Here is a 15,591-nt window from a genome sequence, read left to right on the forward strand (position 1 = left end):
AAGCCAAATATGCAAAAATATGACGTAAAAACCTTTCAAGGTTTGATCCTGGCTTTACAGGATTATTGGGCGCAGCAAGGCTGTGTCATTATTCAACCACTTGATATGGAAGTGGGCGCAGGGACATTTCACCCGCAAACTTTTTTAAAGTCTATTGGTCCAGAGCCAATGGCGAGTGCATACGTGCAACCGTGTCGTCGTCCTACCGATGGTCGCTACGGTGAAAATCCAAATCGCTTACAACACTACTACCAATTTCAGGTAGTTTTAAAGCCATCGCCAGATAACATCCAAGAGCTTTATTTAGGCTCTTTAGCGGCTATGGGTATCGATACACTAACTCACGAAGTTCGCTTTGTAGAAGACAACTGGGAATCACCTACGTTAGGTGCGTGGGGCCTAGGTTGGGAAATTTGGTTAAACGGCATGGAAGTAACGCAGTTTACCTACTTCCAACAAGTTGGTGGTATTGAGTGTTCACCAGTAACGGGTGAGATCACTTACGGCCTAGAGCGTTTAGCAATGTACATTCAAGGCGTAGATAGTATTTACGACTTAGTATGGGCAGACGGTCCACTAGGGCGCGTAACCTACGGCGACGTGTTCCATCAAAATGAAGTAGAGCAGTCTACTTACAATTTTGAACACGCAAACGTAGAAGACTTATTTGCTCAGTTTGATAAATGTGAAGCAGAGAGCCAAAAGTTAATTGAAGCAAACTTACCACTACCGGCTTACGAGCAAGTAATGAAAGCATCGCACGCATTTAACTTACTAGACGCACGCCACGCAATTTCGGTAACCGAACGTCAACGTTATATTTTACGCGTTCGTGCGTTATCAAAAGCGTGTGCACAAAGTTACTATGACAAACGCGAAGCACTTGGTTTCCCGCTGTGTAAGGATAAGTAAGTATGTCAGCACAAAATTTATTAGTAGAAATTGGCACAGAAGAGTTGCCACCAAAAGCGCTGCGTAAATTAGCAGAAGCTTTTGCTGCAAACTTAACTGCAGAGCTAGAAACACTAGAGTTAGCACATCAAGGCGTAAGCTGGTATGCATCGCCTCGTCGTTTAGGTTTACAAGTAAAAGCGCTTGAAGCTAAGCAACAAGACAAAGAAGTTGAAAAACGCGGCCCAGCAACTAAAGCTGCATTTGACGGTGACGGTAACCCAACAAAAGCAGCAATGGGTTGGGCACGTGGTTGTGGTATTGAAGTAAAAGATGCACAAACACTCGAAACAGACAAAGGCGCATGGTTATTGCACATTGCTAAAGTAGCAGGGCAAGAAACTAAAACGCTAATGACAGGTGCAATTACTAAAGCGTTGGCTAAATTACCAATTCCTAAACCAATGCGTTGGGGCGCGAATAAAACACAATTTATTCGTCCTGTGCATACGGTAACTATTTTGTTTGGTGATGAGTTACTTGAAGGTGAGATCCTTGGTAAGAAAATAACTAACCAGCTTCAGGGTCATCGTTTTCACCACCCAGAAAAAATTAGTATAAACCATGCAGATGACGTTTTTGACGTACTTAAATCTGCCTACGTTATTGCTGATTACGAACAACGTAAAGCGCAAATTCGTACACAAATAGAAGAAGCTGCAAAAGCAGTTAACGCTATTGTTGCTATGGATGAAGATTTACTAGAAGAAGTAACATCACTTGTAGAGTGGCCAGTTACTTTAACGGCAACATTTGAAGAAGCATTTTTAGATGTACCAGCCGAAGCGTTAATCTATACCATGAAAGACGATCAAAAATACTTCCCGTTATTAGATCAAAACGGCAAACTTTTAAATAAATTTTTGTTTGTATCTAACATAGAAAGTAAAGATCCAAGTGTGGTTATTTCTGGTAACGAAAAAGTAGTGCGCCCGCGTTTAGCCGATGCACAGTTCTTCTTTGAAACAGATAAAAAGAAAACTCTAGAAAGCCGATTAGAATCGCTTGATAGCGTATTGTTCCAAAAGCAACTTGGTACGCTTAAAGATAAGTCTCAGCGTATTAGTGAACTTGCGGGTTACATTGCTGAGCAATTAGGTGCTGATAAAGTACTAGCACAGCGTGCAGGCTTATTAAGTAAAACTGACCTAATGACTGAAATGGTAATGGAATTTACCGACGTGCAAGGTGTAATGGGAATGCATTACGCTCGCCACGATGGTGAAGCCGAAGATGTAGCCGTAGCGCAAAACGAGCAGTACATGCCACGCTTTGCAGGCGACAACTTACCTACAAATTTAATTAGCTGTGCAGTAGCTATTGCTGATAAGTTTGATACGCTGGTGGGTATTTTTGGTATAGGCCAGGCACCTAAAGGTGACAAAGACCCATTTGCTCTTCGTCGTGCTGCTATTGGTGCACTTCGCATTATGGTAGAAAAAGAACTACCACTTGATATTTTAGACCTAGTAGCTAAATCGCAAACATTGTTTGGCGACAAGTTAACTAACTTAAATGTATCAACTGACGTATTTGAATTTATGCTAGGGCGCTTCCGTGCTTGGTATCAAGACGAAGGTATTGAAGTAGACGTAATTCAAGCAGTGCTTGCACGTCGTCCGACTAAACCTGTTGATTTTGATCGCCGTGTTAAAGCCGTAAGCCACTTCCGTACATTAGACGCAGCAGAAGCGCTTGCAGCAGCTAATAAGCGTGTAGGTAATATTCTGGCTAAAAACGACATTACCAGCCAAGGTAGTGTTGATGAGAGCTTATTAAGCGACGACGCTGAAAAAGTATTAGCATCACAAGTAGCAAAATTTGCCACTGACCTTGCACCACTTTACGCAGATGGAAACTACCAAGAAGCATTAAGCCAATTGGCAGGTATTCGCGAAAGTGTTGATAACTTTTTTGACAACGTAATGGTTATGGCCGACGATGAAGCTGTTAAGCAAAATCGTCTTGCGCTGCTAAGCCAGTTAAGCGGATTGTTTTTAGGTATTGCAGATATTTCTGTTTTACAAAAATAACACCGATTAGCAATTTTAAAAGCCAGCGTTTTGCTGGCTTTTTAGTTTTCACTGTATGCAAAGGAAACCCCATTGATGATTTCTATGAAACGAATTTTAACTTTAGCAATTGCTGGTTTACTTACTGCCTGTACAAGCCAAATTTCGATTAACGATGTATTGCCACAGCAAGAGCTTGACCGCACAATTTACTTACGTGGCGACTTTACACTGTGGGATGCAGAACCCCAGTATCAGTTTGCGCCAGTTGGACCCGCGCTTTATCAAGCGCAAGTTAAATTTAGTACGCCTGGTAAAGTGTACGAATTTAAAATAGCCGATGCCGATTTTAGTGAAGGCTACAACTGTGGTTACAGCGATGCACAACCAGCAGGACAAAGCCTAACACTCGGCCAGCCAGCTATCGCAGACTGTAATACTATTTATAACTACTTTAGTTTCACACCAGCAATCAAAGGCACATACATAGTAAGTATTGATTACAGTGACTACGACAAGCCACAAGTGACGATAACGAAGAAGTGATAGCTGTATTTTTAAAGCAGCCCGAGTGAATTAATGGATTTGTGACAAGGACGTTGTAGTGTTTATTCAACATTAACACCAAGGGGGGTTCGTAGGTTGGGTAGAGTGAAACGAAACCCAACATGTGTGGCGCATAAAACTATTTTGGTGGTTATTAAATACGTTGGGTTTCGTAAAACTCAACCCAACCTACGTTATTTTAAAGCCCTTTCTTAACCACATATCTATACGGTGCTTCTTCTGCATCTTTAGCCACCAGCGTGTGATCCATAAACGTACAAAAACTCGGAATGTCGCGAGTTGTTGACGGGTCATCAGCAGTTATTAATAACGTTTCACCATCACTCATTTTACGAATAGCAGCACGTACCATCATTACTGGCTCTGGACAGCGAAGGCCTATGGCATCTAATTGGTGATCGGGATTATCAAAGCTCATAATAAATTGACCTGTTTAATTAAAGTGATTGCTGCGTACGCGAGTGCTTAGGTATAGCAATTAATAAGTTTGGGAGTTTAACGCAATTTTAAGTGTAATTTAACTATTTTACTTATCTTAATATGCCCATTTCATTTGAAACATTATTGCTGCAAAACACGTTATTTAATAATACGCCCGATCACATAATTCCGTAATACTACATACTGGTGTTATAGCTGATAATTTTTACTAAATTAAAGCTAATAAAAAAGGCGAACTGAATAAAATCAGTCCGCCTTTTTAATCACCAAGATGGTTTACATGCTCAAACTAATTAGTCTTGAACACGTTCAAATACAGTGGCAATGCCTTGGCCTAAACCAATACACATAGTTGCTAAACCGTATCGTACATTTTTGTCTTCCATTAAGTGAATAAGCGATGTGCTAATACGCGAACCCGAACAACCCAGTGGGTGACCAAGTGCGATTGCGCCGCCATTTAAATTCACTTTTTCGTCAACAACATCCATTAACCCTAAATCTTTCATTACAGGTAATGATTGTGCTGCAAAGGCTTCGTTAAGCTCTACTACGCCTAAGTCATCAATTGTAATACCGGCTTGAGCAAGTGCTTTTTTACTTGCTGGTACTGGGCCGTAACCCATAATTGATGGATCGCAACCAGCGACTGCCATTGCTTTAATACGTGCACGAATTGGTAAACCAAGTTCTTTGGCTTTTTCTTCGCTCATTACTAACATTGCAGATGCGCCGTCAGAAAGCGCAGAAGAAGTACCGGCTGTTACCGTACCCGATGCAGGATTAAACACAGGGCGAAGCTTTGATAGGCCTTCTACTGTTGTTTCTGGGCGAATTACTTCGTCGTCTTCAACTAATATAAGCGAACCATCTGCTGCATGACCTTCCATTGCTAAAATTTCTCGGCGGAAACGGCCTTCAACAGTTGCCGCTTGTGCACGTTGATGTGAGCGGTAAGCAAATTCATCTTGTTGCTCACGGCTAATGCCATGAAGCGTTGCAAGGTATTCTGCTGTTAAACCCATTGAGCCCGATGCTTGTGCAATTGTTGTTGCAAGGCCTGGGTGAAAGTCGTTGCCGTGAGTCATAGGTACGTGACCCATGTGCTCAACACCACCAATTAGGTAAGTGTCGCCAGCGCCTGTCATTATTGCGCGTGCAGCGTCATGCAATGCTTGCATTGACGATCCACATAAACGGTTAACCGTTACAGCAGGTACGCTGTGTGGGATACCGGCAAGTAATGCTGCGTTACGTGCTACGTTAAAGCCTTGCTCTAATGTTTGCTGTACACAACCCCAATAAATATCGTCAATTGATGCTGGATCAACTGCTGGGTTGCGATCAAGTAAGCCTTTCATTAAATGTGCGCTTAAGTCTTCAGCACGTTTATGTTTGAATACACCACTTTTAGAGCGACCCATTGGTGTGCGGATACAATCTACAATTACTGGATTATTCATGATATTAACCTTCCACCTTATAGAAAACACGACCTTCTTCGGCCCACTTGCGAGTTTGCTCAGATACTTGGTAAATCGCACCTAGGTGAGCGTATTTGTTTGCTGCTGCAACAAAGTTAGCTAAACCAGTTTGATCTAAGTAACGGAACGCGCCGCCTCTAAATGGAGGGAAACCAACACCGTAAACTAATGCCATATCTGCTTCTTGCGGCGAGGCAACTATGCCTTCTTGCAAACACAGTAGCACTTCGTTGATCATTGGAATCATACAACGGTCGATGATTTCTTGTTTATCAAATTCTTTTGGTGCGTCTGTAATTGGGCTTAGTAGCTCAACTGCTGTCTCGTCATGAGACTTTTTAAGACGACCGCGACGATCTGTTTCGTATTTGTAAAAACCGGCTTTGTTCTTTTGACCAAAACGTTTTTCGTTGGCAAAAATAGTCACTGGATCTTTATCAGCACGCGCCATACGCTCAGGGAAACCGTCAGCCATTACGCCAGTACAATGGAAAGCTGTATCAATACCTACAACATCAAGTAGGTAAGCAGGACCCATAGGCCAACCAAATACGTTTTCTATTACTTTATCTACTTTTGCAAAGTTAGCGCCTTCAACCACTAATTTGCTAAAACCTGCAAAGTAAGGGAATAAAACACGGTTTACAAAAAAGCCTGGGCAATCGTTAACAACAATTGGCGATTTACCTAGTTTAAGCGCGTAATCGACTACTGCATTGATTGTTTTATCTGAGGTTTTTGCGCCACGGATAATTTCTACTAATGGCATTTTTGGCACAGGGTTGAAAAAGTGCATACCACAAAAGTTTTCTGGCTTATCTAGCGCTTGTGCTAGTAAATCAATACAAATAGTTGATGTGTTTGAAGTAAGTACCGTGCCTTCTGGCATGGTCTTTTCAAGATCAGCGAGTACTGCTTGCTTAACTTTAGGGTTTTCTACAACGGCTTCAACAATAATGTTGGCACTTTGTAGGTCTGACGCGTTAAGTGTTGGCTTAATTTTGCTAAGTGTTGCCAACATTTTTTCCATTGGCATGTGGCCACGCTTAACTTTTGCACCTAATAACTTAGACGCTTCACCCATACCTAAATCAAGCGCATCTTGTTGGATGTCTTTCATTATAATAGGTGTGCCTTTATAAGCAGACTGGTATGCAATACCGCCACCCATAATACCAGCACCTAATACAGCGGCTTGTTTAATTTCTACATCGCTTTGTTTAGCAAATTTACGTGCTTTACCTTTAATGTATTGGTCAGCTAGGAATATACCTGTCTGTGCAGCTGCTTCTGGTGTACGTGCTAATTTAGCAAAGTTAGCATTTTCGATTGCCATTGCTTCATCGCGAGTACAGTTTGCCGCTGCTTTAATAGTACGTACAGCCATAACCGGTGCAGGATAGTGGCCTTTGGTTTTACCCATTACCATACCTTCTGCCATAGCAAAGCTCATGCCTTGCTCAACACGGTTTAATTTAAGTGGCTGTAGTTTTACGTTACGTTTTGCTTGCCAATCTAGCTTGCCAGAAATCGCTAGCTCAAGTGTTGATACACTTGACTCTAAAAGTTTGTCAGCACTAACTACCGCGTCAAACGCACCTACTTTAAGGGCATCTGCTGCGCGGTTTTCTGCGCCTGAGGTAATCCACATCATCGCGTTATCGGCGCCAATGATACGTGGTAAGCGCACTGTGCCACCAAAACCAGGCATTATGCCAAGTTTAACTTCTGGTAGGCCCATTTTAGCTGTTTCGCTTGCCACACGATAATCGGTAGCAAGTGCCCACTCACAACCACCGCCAAGTGCCATACCGTTTATAGCGCTTAGAGTTGGGAATGGTAAATCTTCGATTGCATCAAAAACGTCGGTTGCGTTTTTGATCCACACTACTAATTCTTCTTCAGGTTTAGTAAATGTAGGTAAAAATTCGAAGATATCGGCACCAATAATAAAGTGGTCTTTATCACTGGTAAAAATCATGCCTTTGATATCAGTATTGGCAGCTAATTCTTTTAATGCTGCTGCGCAATCTGAAAGAGTTTTTTGAGATAATGTGTTTACAGAACCTGCAACACAAAACTTAAACTCGGCGATGTTTTCCTTTAGGAAGCTAACTTCAAAGGAATCGCTTTTATATAACATTATTATTCTCCCTAGTTGACGAACTAAGACTGGTACGATGAGTTTGCATTTCAATCAGTGTGCTTGCTTTAAATTAAAAATGCAACGAAAAATTTAACTCGGTTACAATCGACTGGTTAAAATATAGCTGGTTTGGTGCTAAGGTGGTTGAAAAGTTTTTATTCACTACTTTAATTTTTATTAAAGGACATTATGAAAAAATATTTACTAAGTGTTGCGGCAGCTGCATTCATTTTCCCTCTTCACTCTGCCGAGGCAAGTATCGATAACGATGCCTTTTTAGATGCCGAAAAAAAAGTAAGGTACGGAAGTTACCAAGACTTTAAACAAGCGGTTAGTAACCTAAATCATCCGTTAAAACCGTATGTTGAAAAAACATATTGGCAACGTCACCCGAGTATTAAGCATCAGGCAGAGATAGAAGACTATTTAAATATATATCAGCATACACCGCTTGAGTGGCCTGTGCGCAAAGCGTGGTTGGAGTATTTAAAAGAGAACAATGAAAAAGCGGCGTATATACGCAACTACCGTGAAACTTCTAATACTGGGCTTACCTGTACTTATTTAGATTTTCAGCTCGACTTGGGCGCGCCTGAAAAGGCGATTCTAAATCAGGTGACCGACTTATGGGCCGTTGGTAAATCGCAACCTAATGGCTGTGATAGTTTGTTTTCTACGTGGCGTAAAAAAGGCTACATGAAAGAAGAAACTGTTTGGAAGCGTGTAACACTTGCTGCACAAGGCGGGACGCAAGGCTTATTACCTTACTTAAAAACTTTATTGCCAAGTAAGGATCGTTACTTAGCTGATTTATACTTAAAAGTGCGAAAAGATCCAAGCACGGCAGCTGGATTATATCGATATAAAAATAAGTCGGCTAAAGAAGGCCAAATAGCAATTTATGGTGTTAAACGCTTGGTTTGGCGCGATAAAGAGCTTGCTTTAAAAGCATGGGAAAAACTAGAAAAAATATTTAAGTATAGTGATGAAGATAAAGCTGACGTGTATTACACCTTTGCGTTGTCACTTGCTTCAAGCGGGCATAAGCAAGCGAGCTTTTGGCTAAATAAAGTGCCGAAAGAGCGATTAGACAGCAAGCTTACTCAATGGCAACTGGGCAATATGCTCAAAACCCAAGATTGGGAAGGGATTGCTGCGTTTTTTACAGGTAAAGAGGATTTAAGCCTTGGCCAGCAATATTGGTTAGCTTATAGCTATGCTAAACGTGGCGAGCAACAAAAAGCAGACGATATTTGGAAAAAAGTAGCGGCTAATCGTGATTATTACGGCTTTTTAGCAGCAGCACGTTTAGGGTTGCCCGTTGATTTAAATAATCAACCTTTAGCAGTCGATAAGGTGCTTGTAGATAAAGTAAGTAATGCACCTGGCTTTAAGCGTGCAAAAGCACTTTATGATATTGAGCGCTTTACGTCGGCGCGCCGTGAGTGGAATTATTTAACGGGTACGTCTAGCGATGAAGAAAAGCTAGCAGCATCACAACTATCTACCGATTTAGGTTGGCACGACAGTACTATTTTTACTTTAGCAAAAATTAAAGCATGGGATAACGTAGAGCAACGTTTTCCGTTTGCGTTTCAAGATGTTTTTGAGCGCTACAGTAAACGTAGCAAGATAGATGTTGCCTGGAGTATTGCTATTGCAAGGCGCGAAAGCTCTTTTGCGCCAGATGCACGCTCGCATGCTAATGCGCGTGGTTTAATGCAGTTATTACCTAGTACTGCTGAGTATGTAAATAAAGGCAGTGTGACAAGTAGTCGTTTATATCAACCTAAAACAAATATTAGGTTAGGTACTAGTTACTTACAGTACTTAAAAAAGAAAAACCATGGCAATGAGGTGCTGGCAACAGCTTCTTATAATGCGGGTTATCACCGTATAAAGCGTTGGTTACCTGATGACGCTATTCCGGCTGAGTTATGGGTAGAGCTTATTCCGTATCGCGAAACCCGCGATTACGTAAAAAATGTATTTGCGTACAGGCAGGTTTACCATACAAGAATGGGCCGAGAAGGTAATGTATTAGCGCCGCTACTCGAAATGAAAATGGGCGGTTGAATATATGATACCAATCGACCAATAACTTAACACGATAGGTATAGGTATAGGTATTAATAAGGGGGATGTTTACGTGTTAAATATCCCCCTTTTTTGAGCGCTTAGTGTTTAAGTGGTAGACTCAGAGCAAGTTAAATTTAACAGATGGATTAACAATGGATAAATTAGCCGTTTTATACGCCGAACATATTGCAACACTGCAACAGCGTACTTGTACAATTTGTAATAGCGAAGGGTTAGAAGGATTAGTAATTCATTCAGGCCAAGCTAAGCGCCAGTTTTTAGATGATATGTATTATCCATTTAAAGTTAATCCACAGTTTAAAGCGTGGTTACCGGTTATTGATAATCCTCATTGCTGGATTGTGGTAAATGGCAGCGACAAACCAAAACTAATATTTTATCGACCAGTTGATTTTTGGCATAAAGTGCCAGATGAGCCTCGTGACTTTTGGGCTGAGTACTTTGATATAGAGCTACTACTTCAGCCTGATCAAGTAGAAAAGTTATTACCATACGATAAAGCTAAATATGCTTACATGGGCGAATATATTGAAGTAGCGCAAGCACTTGGTTTTAGTATTATGAACCCTGAGCCTGTACTTAACTATTTTCATTACCACCGCGCTTATAAAACGCAGTACGAACTTGAATGTTTACGCAACGCTAACCGCATTGCAGTAGATGGGCATAAAGCTGCTCGCGACACATTCTTTAATGGTGGTAGCGAGTTCGATATTCAGCAAGCGTACTTAATGGCAACACGTCAAAGCGAAAATGAAATGCCATATGGCAATATTGTTGCGCTTAACGAAAACTGCGCTATTTTGCACTACACGCACTTTGATCCAAAAGCGCCACACACTCATAACTCATTTTTAATTGATGCCGGTGCAAACTTTAATGGTTATGCCGCTGATATTACTCGTACGTATGATTTTAAAAAGCAGGGTGAGTTTGCTGAGCTTGTACAAGCGATGACAGTTCAACAAATCGAGTTAGGTAAAGGTTTAAAGCCGGGTATGCTTTATGGTGATTTACATGTTGAATGCCATAACCGTATTGCACAAATACTCAGTGACTTTAAAATTGTTAACCTACCCGCTGAGGAAATTGTTGAGCGTAAAATTACCTCTACTTTCTTCCCGCATGGACTAGGGCATCACCTAGGTTTACAAGTGCATGATATGGGTGGTTTTATGAGTGACGAAAAGGGCACACATCAGCCATCGCCTGAAGGGCATCCGTTCTTGCGTTGTACTCGCCTGATTGAAAAAAACCAAGTGTTTACCATTGAACCAGGTTTATATTTTATTGATTCACTGCTTGGTGATTTAGCGCAAACCGATAATAAGCAGTTTATTAATTGGGAAAAGATTGAGTCATTTAAACCATTTGGCGGTATTCGTATTGAAGACAACATTATTGTTCACGAAGATAGCTTAGAGAATATGACACGAGATTTAGCGCTCGATTAATTCTAGTTAACACTAATTAGTTTATACACGTTAAAATACGTACATTATTTAAAGGGGCCTTTTGGCCCCCTTTTTACAAGTTTAAAATATGTCTGAATATAAATATCCCGCTGCTGACGTTTTTCATCAAGAAGAAATTAAAAAAAGTACGTTTATAGTTCACATTGCACATACCCCCGATTTAAATTCAGCTAAAGCATTTATTAAAAGCATTGAAGAAAAGTATAGCGATGCGCGTCATAACTGCTGGGCACATGTGGCAGGCAACCCCGGTGGCAGCCATGTTTATGGTTTTTCGGACGATGGTGAACCAAATGGCACTGCAGGAAAACCTATGTTAAATGTGCTGGTGGGTTCAGGCCTTGGCGAAATCACAGCTGTTGTTACACGTTACTTTGGCGGCATAAAATTAGGCACGGGCGGGTTAGTACGTGCTTATGGTGGCTCATTAAATAATGCATTAGTAAAATTGCAAACGGTACTTAAAGTTCCCAGTGTTGAAATTACAGGGAGTAGCGAGTACAGCATGCAAGGTGCGATTGAGCAGTTATTAAAAACAAAGTATCAAGTGCTTAATATTGATAAGCAATTTACTGCTAATATTGAATGGGTGATTACAATAGATAGTCGCGAAGCTCAGCAAGCAATCAAAGATATTTTTGATTTAAGTCACGGCGCAGTTGAGTTAACTATTAAAGAGTAATAACCTACACAAATTGCATGTAATGCATACTGACCCTATTTAATTTGGTTGATACTACTCAGCCTGAATTTACTAATAATAAAAGCGACAAGCTAAATGCAATTTCGTACCATCATAAAAATTCTTGGCCAACTTGTTGCGCTGTTTAGTATTACCATGGTGCCTCCGGCACTGGTGTCTTTAATATATAAAGACGGTGGTGGTGTTCCTTTTGTTTTAGCATTTATCTTTAGTGTTGTTATTGGCATGATGGCTTATTACCCAAACCGCCATGAAAACGGTGACTTAAAAGCACGTGAAGGCTTTTTAATTGTTGTTTTGTTTTGGCTGGTACTTGGGGCGTTTGCGTCCTTGCCGCTTATATTTTTACAAGAACCTAATTTATCGCTCGCCGATGCGGTGTTTGAAGCATTCTCTGGCTTAACAACCACCGGCGCTACAGTACTTACCGGTATTGAGTACTTACCTAAGTCGGTGTTGTTTTATCGCCAGCAACTCCAGTGGTTTGGCGGTATGGGTATAATCGTACTCGCTGTTGCTATACTCCCCATGCTAGGTGTTGGTGGTATGCAGTTATATCGCGCTGAAATACCTGGGCCTGTAAAAGATTCCAAAATGACCCCGCGAATTGCCGATACAGCAAAGCACCTTTGGTATATTTATGTGTCACTGACTATTGCTTGTATGCTGGCTTATTGGGCAGCCGGGATGGAGTGGTTTGATGCGATATGTCATGCATTCTCAACGGTCGCGATAGGTGGTTTTTCTACTTACGATGCTTCTATGGGGCACTTTGACAGCCCTGTAATTAACTTTATTTGTGTGTTCTTTTTAATTATTGCCGCTGTTAACTTCTCCCTGCATTACGCCGCAGTGGCCAGTCGTAACATACAAGTTTATATTCGAGACCCTGAGTTTAAGGTGTTTTTGTGTATTCAATTAGCGCTGGTGGTTATTTGTTTTACCGTACTTTCCTCTAATGAAATATTTGCTAATGGCGATGAAACCCTCGATCAGGCGTTATTTCAGGCTGTTTCTATGAGTACAACAGCAGGCTTTGCTACTGATAACTTTTCAACATGGCCTTTGTTTTTACCTATTTTACTTATATTTTCGAGCTTTATTGGTGGCTGTGCAGGCTCTACTGGTGGTGGTATGAAAGTAGTGCGCGTGTTCTTACTTTACTTGCAGGGTGTGCGTGAGCTTAATCGTTTGGTGCACCCACGGGCTATATATTCAATCAAGCTGGGTCGAAAGGCGTTGCCAGACAAAGTAGTAGAAGCCGTGTGGGGATTTTTCTCTGCATATGCGTTGGTGTTTATTATTATTATGTTAGCGCTTATGGGCACGGGTATGGATAACATAACTGCGTTCTCAGCCACTGCGGCTTGTTTAAATAACTTAGGTCCAGGTCTGGGGGATGTAGCGTCGCATTATGGCGCTATAACCGATGGTGCTAAATGGTTACTGACCATTGCAATGGTGTTTGGTCGGCTAGAAATATTTACGTTACTAGTACTATTTACGCCTACATTTTGGCGTGGATAAACGAGCGGCTTAAGTTTTAAATTACGAACTATTGGGAAAGGGATATGCCAACAAATTTAGAAAAGCTAAAGCATATAAGTGTAGGCAGCTTAGTCGACCTAGAAATATTAACACCTACAAGCAGTAAGCGTGTTAAAACTGAATTAGTTGGTTTACTCGATAAACAGTTTATTATTTTAAATTATCCCAATGCAAAGCGTTTACCTGTGGCGAGTGACTATTTACGTGATGGCGTAATGGTTGTTGTAAGAGCGCTTATTGAAGGCAGTGGCGGGCAAGTTATTGCGTTTCGCCAGCAAATTATGTCGGTAGCCTCTCATCCCGCTAAACTCGTGTTTATAAACTTTCCAAAGCAAGTGCAGTTATTTGCGCTACGCTCACAAACACGCATACCTACCTTATTACCTGCAAAGCTAAAGCTAAGTGACGATAGGGTACTTGAAGGCCTTATTAAAGACATTTCACTCACTGGTGTAATGTTTGATATTAGAGACGATCAGCAAGTTGAAAGTATTAAAGATATGCAATGCACTGTCATACTTAATAGCAGCGATAAAGACTTTGAAGGTGAAGTTTGCAGTGTTAAAGAGCATGCCGAAGGTGTGCACTGTGGGATTAAGCTACTAGCAAGCGAAGATGAAATGAAAACCTTTATGAAAGAGCATTTTATAGACCCTTCTGCACTCGAACCTACCGTCGAATAAATAGCTTTCGCTTATTTGCAACAAAAAGGCGTTTTATGTCAGTGCTTATAAAATATTTTTTATTATTTTCATAATTAAAAATATTATTAATATAAAACAATACATTAAGTGTTGTTTTTGGCAGATTATTTTGTGTTATTAAATCTACCTCGTTAAAATTTATCTCAATTACTCTTTAAAACCACTCATTTTAAAACCATGCATTTAAAAATGTATCTTTTTATATAAACATAACTATATGTTTTTAATCGTTTTAATGTAGACCCTTTAAAACGTGTTGCTAAAGGGCAACAATAATTATTCTAAAAACGCCTTCTTGTTGTACGTTTTATGTTTAACTTATTGAAAATTATTAACTTTTAAATGTTGGCATCTAAGTTGTAATAGTCTAAGTGTACTGAACGAAATCGTGATTCAAAGTGAAATACTTAATCGCACACACATAAATTTGAAGGATACATATTATGAAAAGCATTAATAAAACTTTAGCACTTATCGCTATTGCATCTTCTTCAGCCGCTTTTGCTGCAACAGATTTTGACACACTGGATGTAGACGGCAGTGGCACAATTAGCCAAGCAGAAGCATCAGTAGATGCAAAGCTAATGAGCATGTTTTCTGAGCTTGATACTGACCAAAATGGTGAGTTATCAAAAGAAGAATTTTCAGAAGCTTAATTAAAAAGTATTTATCCTGAGTTGCCAAAGACACCTAAGTAGGCAAGGGAGCTTACGAAAGAGGATAACAAGGAAGTGAAAAATTACGTTTTAAGTTAAACGAAGCAATTTTTTTGATAGAACATTGAAGGATTAAGTTATGAAACATTTAAATAAAGCATTAGCACTTATAGTACTAGCATCTTCTTCCGCTGCATTTGCAGCATCAGATTTTGATAGCCTTGATATCGATGGTAGCGGCACAATTAGCCCAAGCGAAGCGGCAGTCGATACAGATTTAATGGCTGAATTTATTGAGCTAGATACCGACGGTAGCGGCGAGCTTTCTAAAGAAGAATTCGCTAATTACTAATTAATCTTTTCAGATTAAACATTTTTCACAGTCAGGGATCTTTGAAAAGGACTTCCCATATTACTAGGAATATTATTATGAAAACATTAAATACAACACTTGCAGTTATCGTTTTAGCATCTTCATCAGCAGCATATGCCGCAGTAGATTTTGCCTCTTTTGATGCAGACGGTAACGGTGCTATTACAATGGAAGAAGCAAAGGTTAACCCTCAGCTTGTAAAGATTTTTGATGATTTGGATACTGATGGTAATGGTGAAATCTCTAAAGAAGAGTTTTCAAAAGTACAGTAATCAATATTTAAGCATACTCCATTAAAGCCGCCTTAGTCAGCTAACACCATTCAGTTAAGCATGCTTTGACTTAATGGTGTACCGAGTTTTTGAAATTCGAACGGTCCTACTTTTGGGCCGTTTTCTTTTTTCTGGAAGAATATAACGTTTCACTCGTTC

The 15,591-nt window shown here is 40.4% G+C and carries 14 protein-coding genes; 11 read left to right on the plus strand and 3 right to left on the minus strand.

The features are described 5' to 3' along the window. Positions 1-9 precede the first annotated feature (9 nt). The 3 genes from glyQ (at position 10) to I6F44_RS17240 (ending at position 3,509) form a co-directional block, all read left to right on the plus strand. Positions 10-912, plus strand: coding sequence for a glycine--tRNA ligase subunit alpha (glyQ, locus tag I6F44_RS17230; protein ID WP_007584197.1), 903 nt, complete (start codon positions 10-12; stop codon positions 910-912). 2 nt (positions 913-914) lie between these two features. Next, on the plus strand, positions 915-2,984 hold the full coding sequence (gene glyS, locus I6F44_RS17235) for a glycine--tRNA ligase subunit beta (protein ID WP_165722846.1): 2,070 nt from the start codon (positions 915-917) through the stop codon (positions 2,982-2,984). A gap of 75 nt (positions 2,985-3,059) precedes the next feature. Next, on the plus strand, positions 3,060-3,509 hold the full coding sequence (locus I6F44_RS17240; RefSeq protein ID WP_010555151.1) for a hypothetical protein: 450 nt from the start codon (positions 3,060-3,062) through the stop codon (positions 3,507-3,509). 199 nt (positions 3,510-3,708) lie between these two features. Here I6F44_RS17240 and tusA read toward each other — a convergent pair whose 3' ends face one another. From tusA to fadB, 3 genes are all read right to left on the minus strand, one after another. Further along, complete coding sequence (tusA, locus tag I6F44_RS17245) at positions 3,709-3,948, minus strand: sulfurtransferase TusA (RefSeq protein ID WP_007377644.1); 240 nt, start codon at positions 3,946-3,948, stop codon at positions 3,709-3,711. Positions 3,949-4,264: 316 nt separating this feature from the next. Then, positions 4,265-5,434, minus strand: coding sequence for an acetyl-CoA C-acyltransferase FadA (gene fadA / locus I6F44_RS17250; protein WP_007584192.1), 1,170 nt, complete (start codon positions 5,432-5,434; stop codon positions 4,265-4,267). Between the two features lie 4 nt (positions 5,435-5,438). Then, complete coding sequence (fadB, locus tag I6F44_RS17255) at positions 5,439-7,598, minus strand: fatty acid oxidation complex subunit alpha FadB (protein ID WP_197174249.1); 2,160 nt, start codon at positions 7,596-7,598, stop codon at positions 5,439-5,441. Positions 7,599-7,790: 192 nt separating this feature from the next. On the opposite strand from fadB, the gene I6F44_RS17260 reads away from it, so the two are divergent. From I6F44_RS17260 to I6F44_RS17295, 8 genes are all read left to right on the plus strand, one after another. Then, positions 7,791-9,677 (plus strand): transglycosylase SLT domain-containing protein, encoded by a 1,887-nt coding sequence (locus I6F44_RS17260; protein WP_197174250.1) that lies wholly within the window; start codon positions 7,791-7,793, stop codon positions 9,675-9,677. Positions 9,678-9,832: 155 nt separating this feature from the next. Continuing rightward, positions 9,833-11,155 carry a Xaa-Pro dipeptidase gene (gene pepQ, locus I6F44_RS17265; protein WP_197174251.1) on the plus strand — a complete coding sequence of 441 codons (1,323 nt, stop codon included), beginning with the start codon at positions 9,833-9,835 and terminating at the stop codon, positions 11,153-11,155. Between the two features lie 88 nt (positions 11,156-11,243). After that, on the plus strand, positions 11,244-11,858 hold the full coding sequence (locus I6F44_RS17270) for a YigZ family protein (protein WP_007377640.1): 615 nt from the start codon (positions 11,244-11,246) through the stop codon (positions 11,856-11,858). Between the two features lie 96 nt (positions 11,859-11,954). After that, positions 11,955-13,406: a TrkH family potassium uptake protein gene (locus tag I6F44_RS17275; RefSeq protein WP_007584186.1), complete on the plus strand. Its 1,452-nt coding sequence runs from the start codon at positions 11,955-11,957 to the stop codon at positions 13,404-13,406. 44 nt (positions 13,407-13,450) lie between these two features. After that, positions 13,451-14,110 carry a flagellar brake domain-containing protein gene (locus tag I6F44_RS17280; RefSeq protein ID WP_197174252.1) on the plus strand — a complete coding sequence of 220 codons (660 nt, stop codon included), beginning with the start codon at positions 13,451-13,453 and terminating at the stop codon, positions 14,108-14,110. 464 nt (positions 14,111-14,574) lie between these two features. After that, positions 14,575-14,787 carry an EF-hand domain-containing protein gene (locus tag I6F44_RS17285; protein ID WP_004335175.1) on the plus strand — a complete coding sequence of 71 codons (213 nt, stop codon included), beginning with the start codon at positions 14,575-14,577 and terminating at the stop codon, positions 14,785-14,787. A 139-nt stretch (positions 14,788-14,926) separates the two neighbouring features. Further along, positions 14,927-15,139, plus strand: a complete 213-nt coding sequence (locus tag I6F44_RS17290) for a calmodulin (RefSeq protein WP_004335174.1) — start codon at positions 14,927-14,929, stop codon at positions 15,137-15,139. Between the two features lie 77 nt (positions 15,140-15,216). Continuing rightward, positions 15,217-15,432: an EF-hand domain-containing protein gene (locus I6F44_RS17295; RefSeq protein WP_007584177.1), complete on the plus strand. Its 216-nt coding sequence runs from the start codon at positions 15,217-15,219 to the stop codon at positions 15,430-15,432. Positions 15,433-15,591: the final 159 nt, after the last annotated feature.

Source organism: Pseudoalteromonas sp. NZS11_1 (assembly GCF_015864275.1).
Classification (GTDB): domain Bacteria; phylum Pseudomonadota; class Gammaproteobacteria; order Enterobacterales; family Alteromonadaceae; genus Pseudoalteromonas; species Pseudoalteromonas arctica.

Bases quoted from the DNA above. Each gene is read 5' to 3' on its own strand.
- glyQ (WP_007584197.1), top strand. From the start codon at position 10: ATGCAAAAATATGACGTAAAAACCTTTCAAGGTTTGATCCTGGCTTTA.
- glyS (WP_165722846.1), top strand. From the start codon at position 915: ATGTCAGCACAAAATTTATTAGTAGAAATTGGCACAGAAGAGTTGCCA.
- I6F44_RS17240 (WP_010555151.1), top strand. From the start codon at position 3,060: ATGATTTCTATGAAACGAATTTTAACTTTAGCAATTGCTGGTTTACTT.
- tusA (WP_007377644.1), bottom strand. From the start codon at position 3,948: ATGAGCTTTGATAATCCCGATCACCAATTAGATGCCATAGGCCTTCGC.
- fadA (WP_007584192.1), bottom strand. From the start codon at position 5,434: ATGAATAATCCAGTAATTGTAGATTGTATCCGCACACCAATGGGTCGC.
- fadB (WP_197174249.1), bottom strand. From the start codon at position 7,598: ATGTTATATAAAAGCGATTCCTTTGAAGTTAGCTTCCTAAAGGAAAAC.
- I6F44_RS17260 (WP_197174250.1), top strand. From the start codon at position 7,791: ATGAAAAAATATTTACTAAGTGTTGCGGCAGCTGCATTCATTTTCCCT.
- pepQ (WP_197174251.1), top strand. From the start codon at position 9,833: ATGGATAAATTAGCCGTTTTATACGCCGAACATATTGCAACACTGCAA.
- I6F44_RS17270 (WP_007377640.1), top strand. From the start codon at position 11,244: ATGTCTGAATATAAATATCCCGCTGCTGACGTTTTTCATCAAGAAGAA.
- I6F44_RS17275 (WP_007584186.1), top strand. From the start codon at position 11,955: ATGCAATTTCGTACCATCATAAAAATTCTTGGCCAACTTGTTGCGCTG.
- I6F44_RS17280 (WP_197174252.1), top strand. From the start codon at position 13,451: ATGCCAACAAATTTAGAAAAGCTAAAGCATATAAGTGTAGGCAGCTTA.
- I6F44_RS17285 (WP_004335175.1), top strand. From the start codon at position 14,575: ATGAAAAGCATTAATAAAACTTTAGCACTTATCGCTATTGCATCTTCT.
- I6F44_RS17290 (WP_004335174.1), top strand. From the start codon at position 14,927: ATGAAACATTTAAATAAAGCATTAGCACTTATAGTACTAGCATCTTCT.
- I6F44_RS17295 (WP_007584177.1), top strand. From the start codon at position 15,217: ATGAAAACATTAAATACAACACTTGCAGTTATCGTTTTAGCATCTTCA.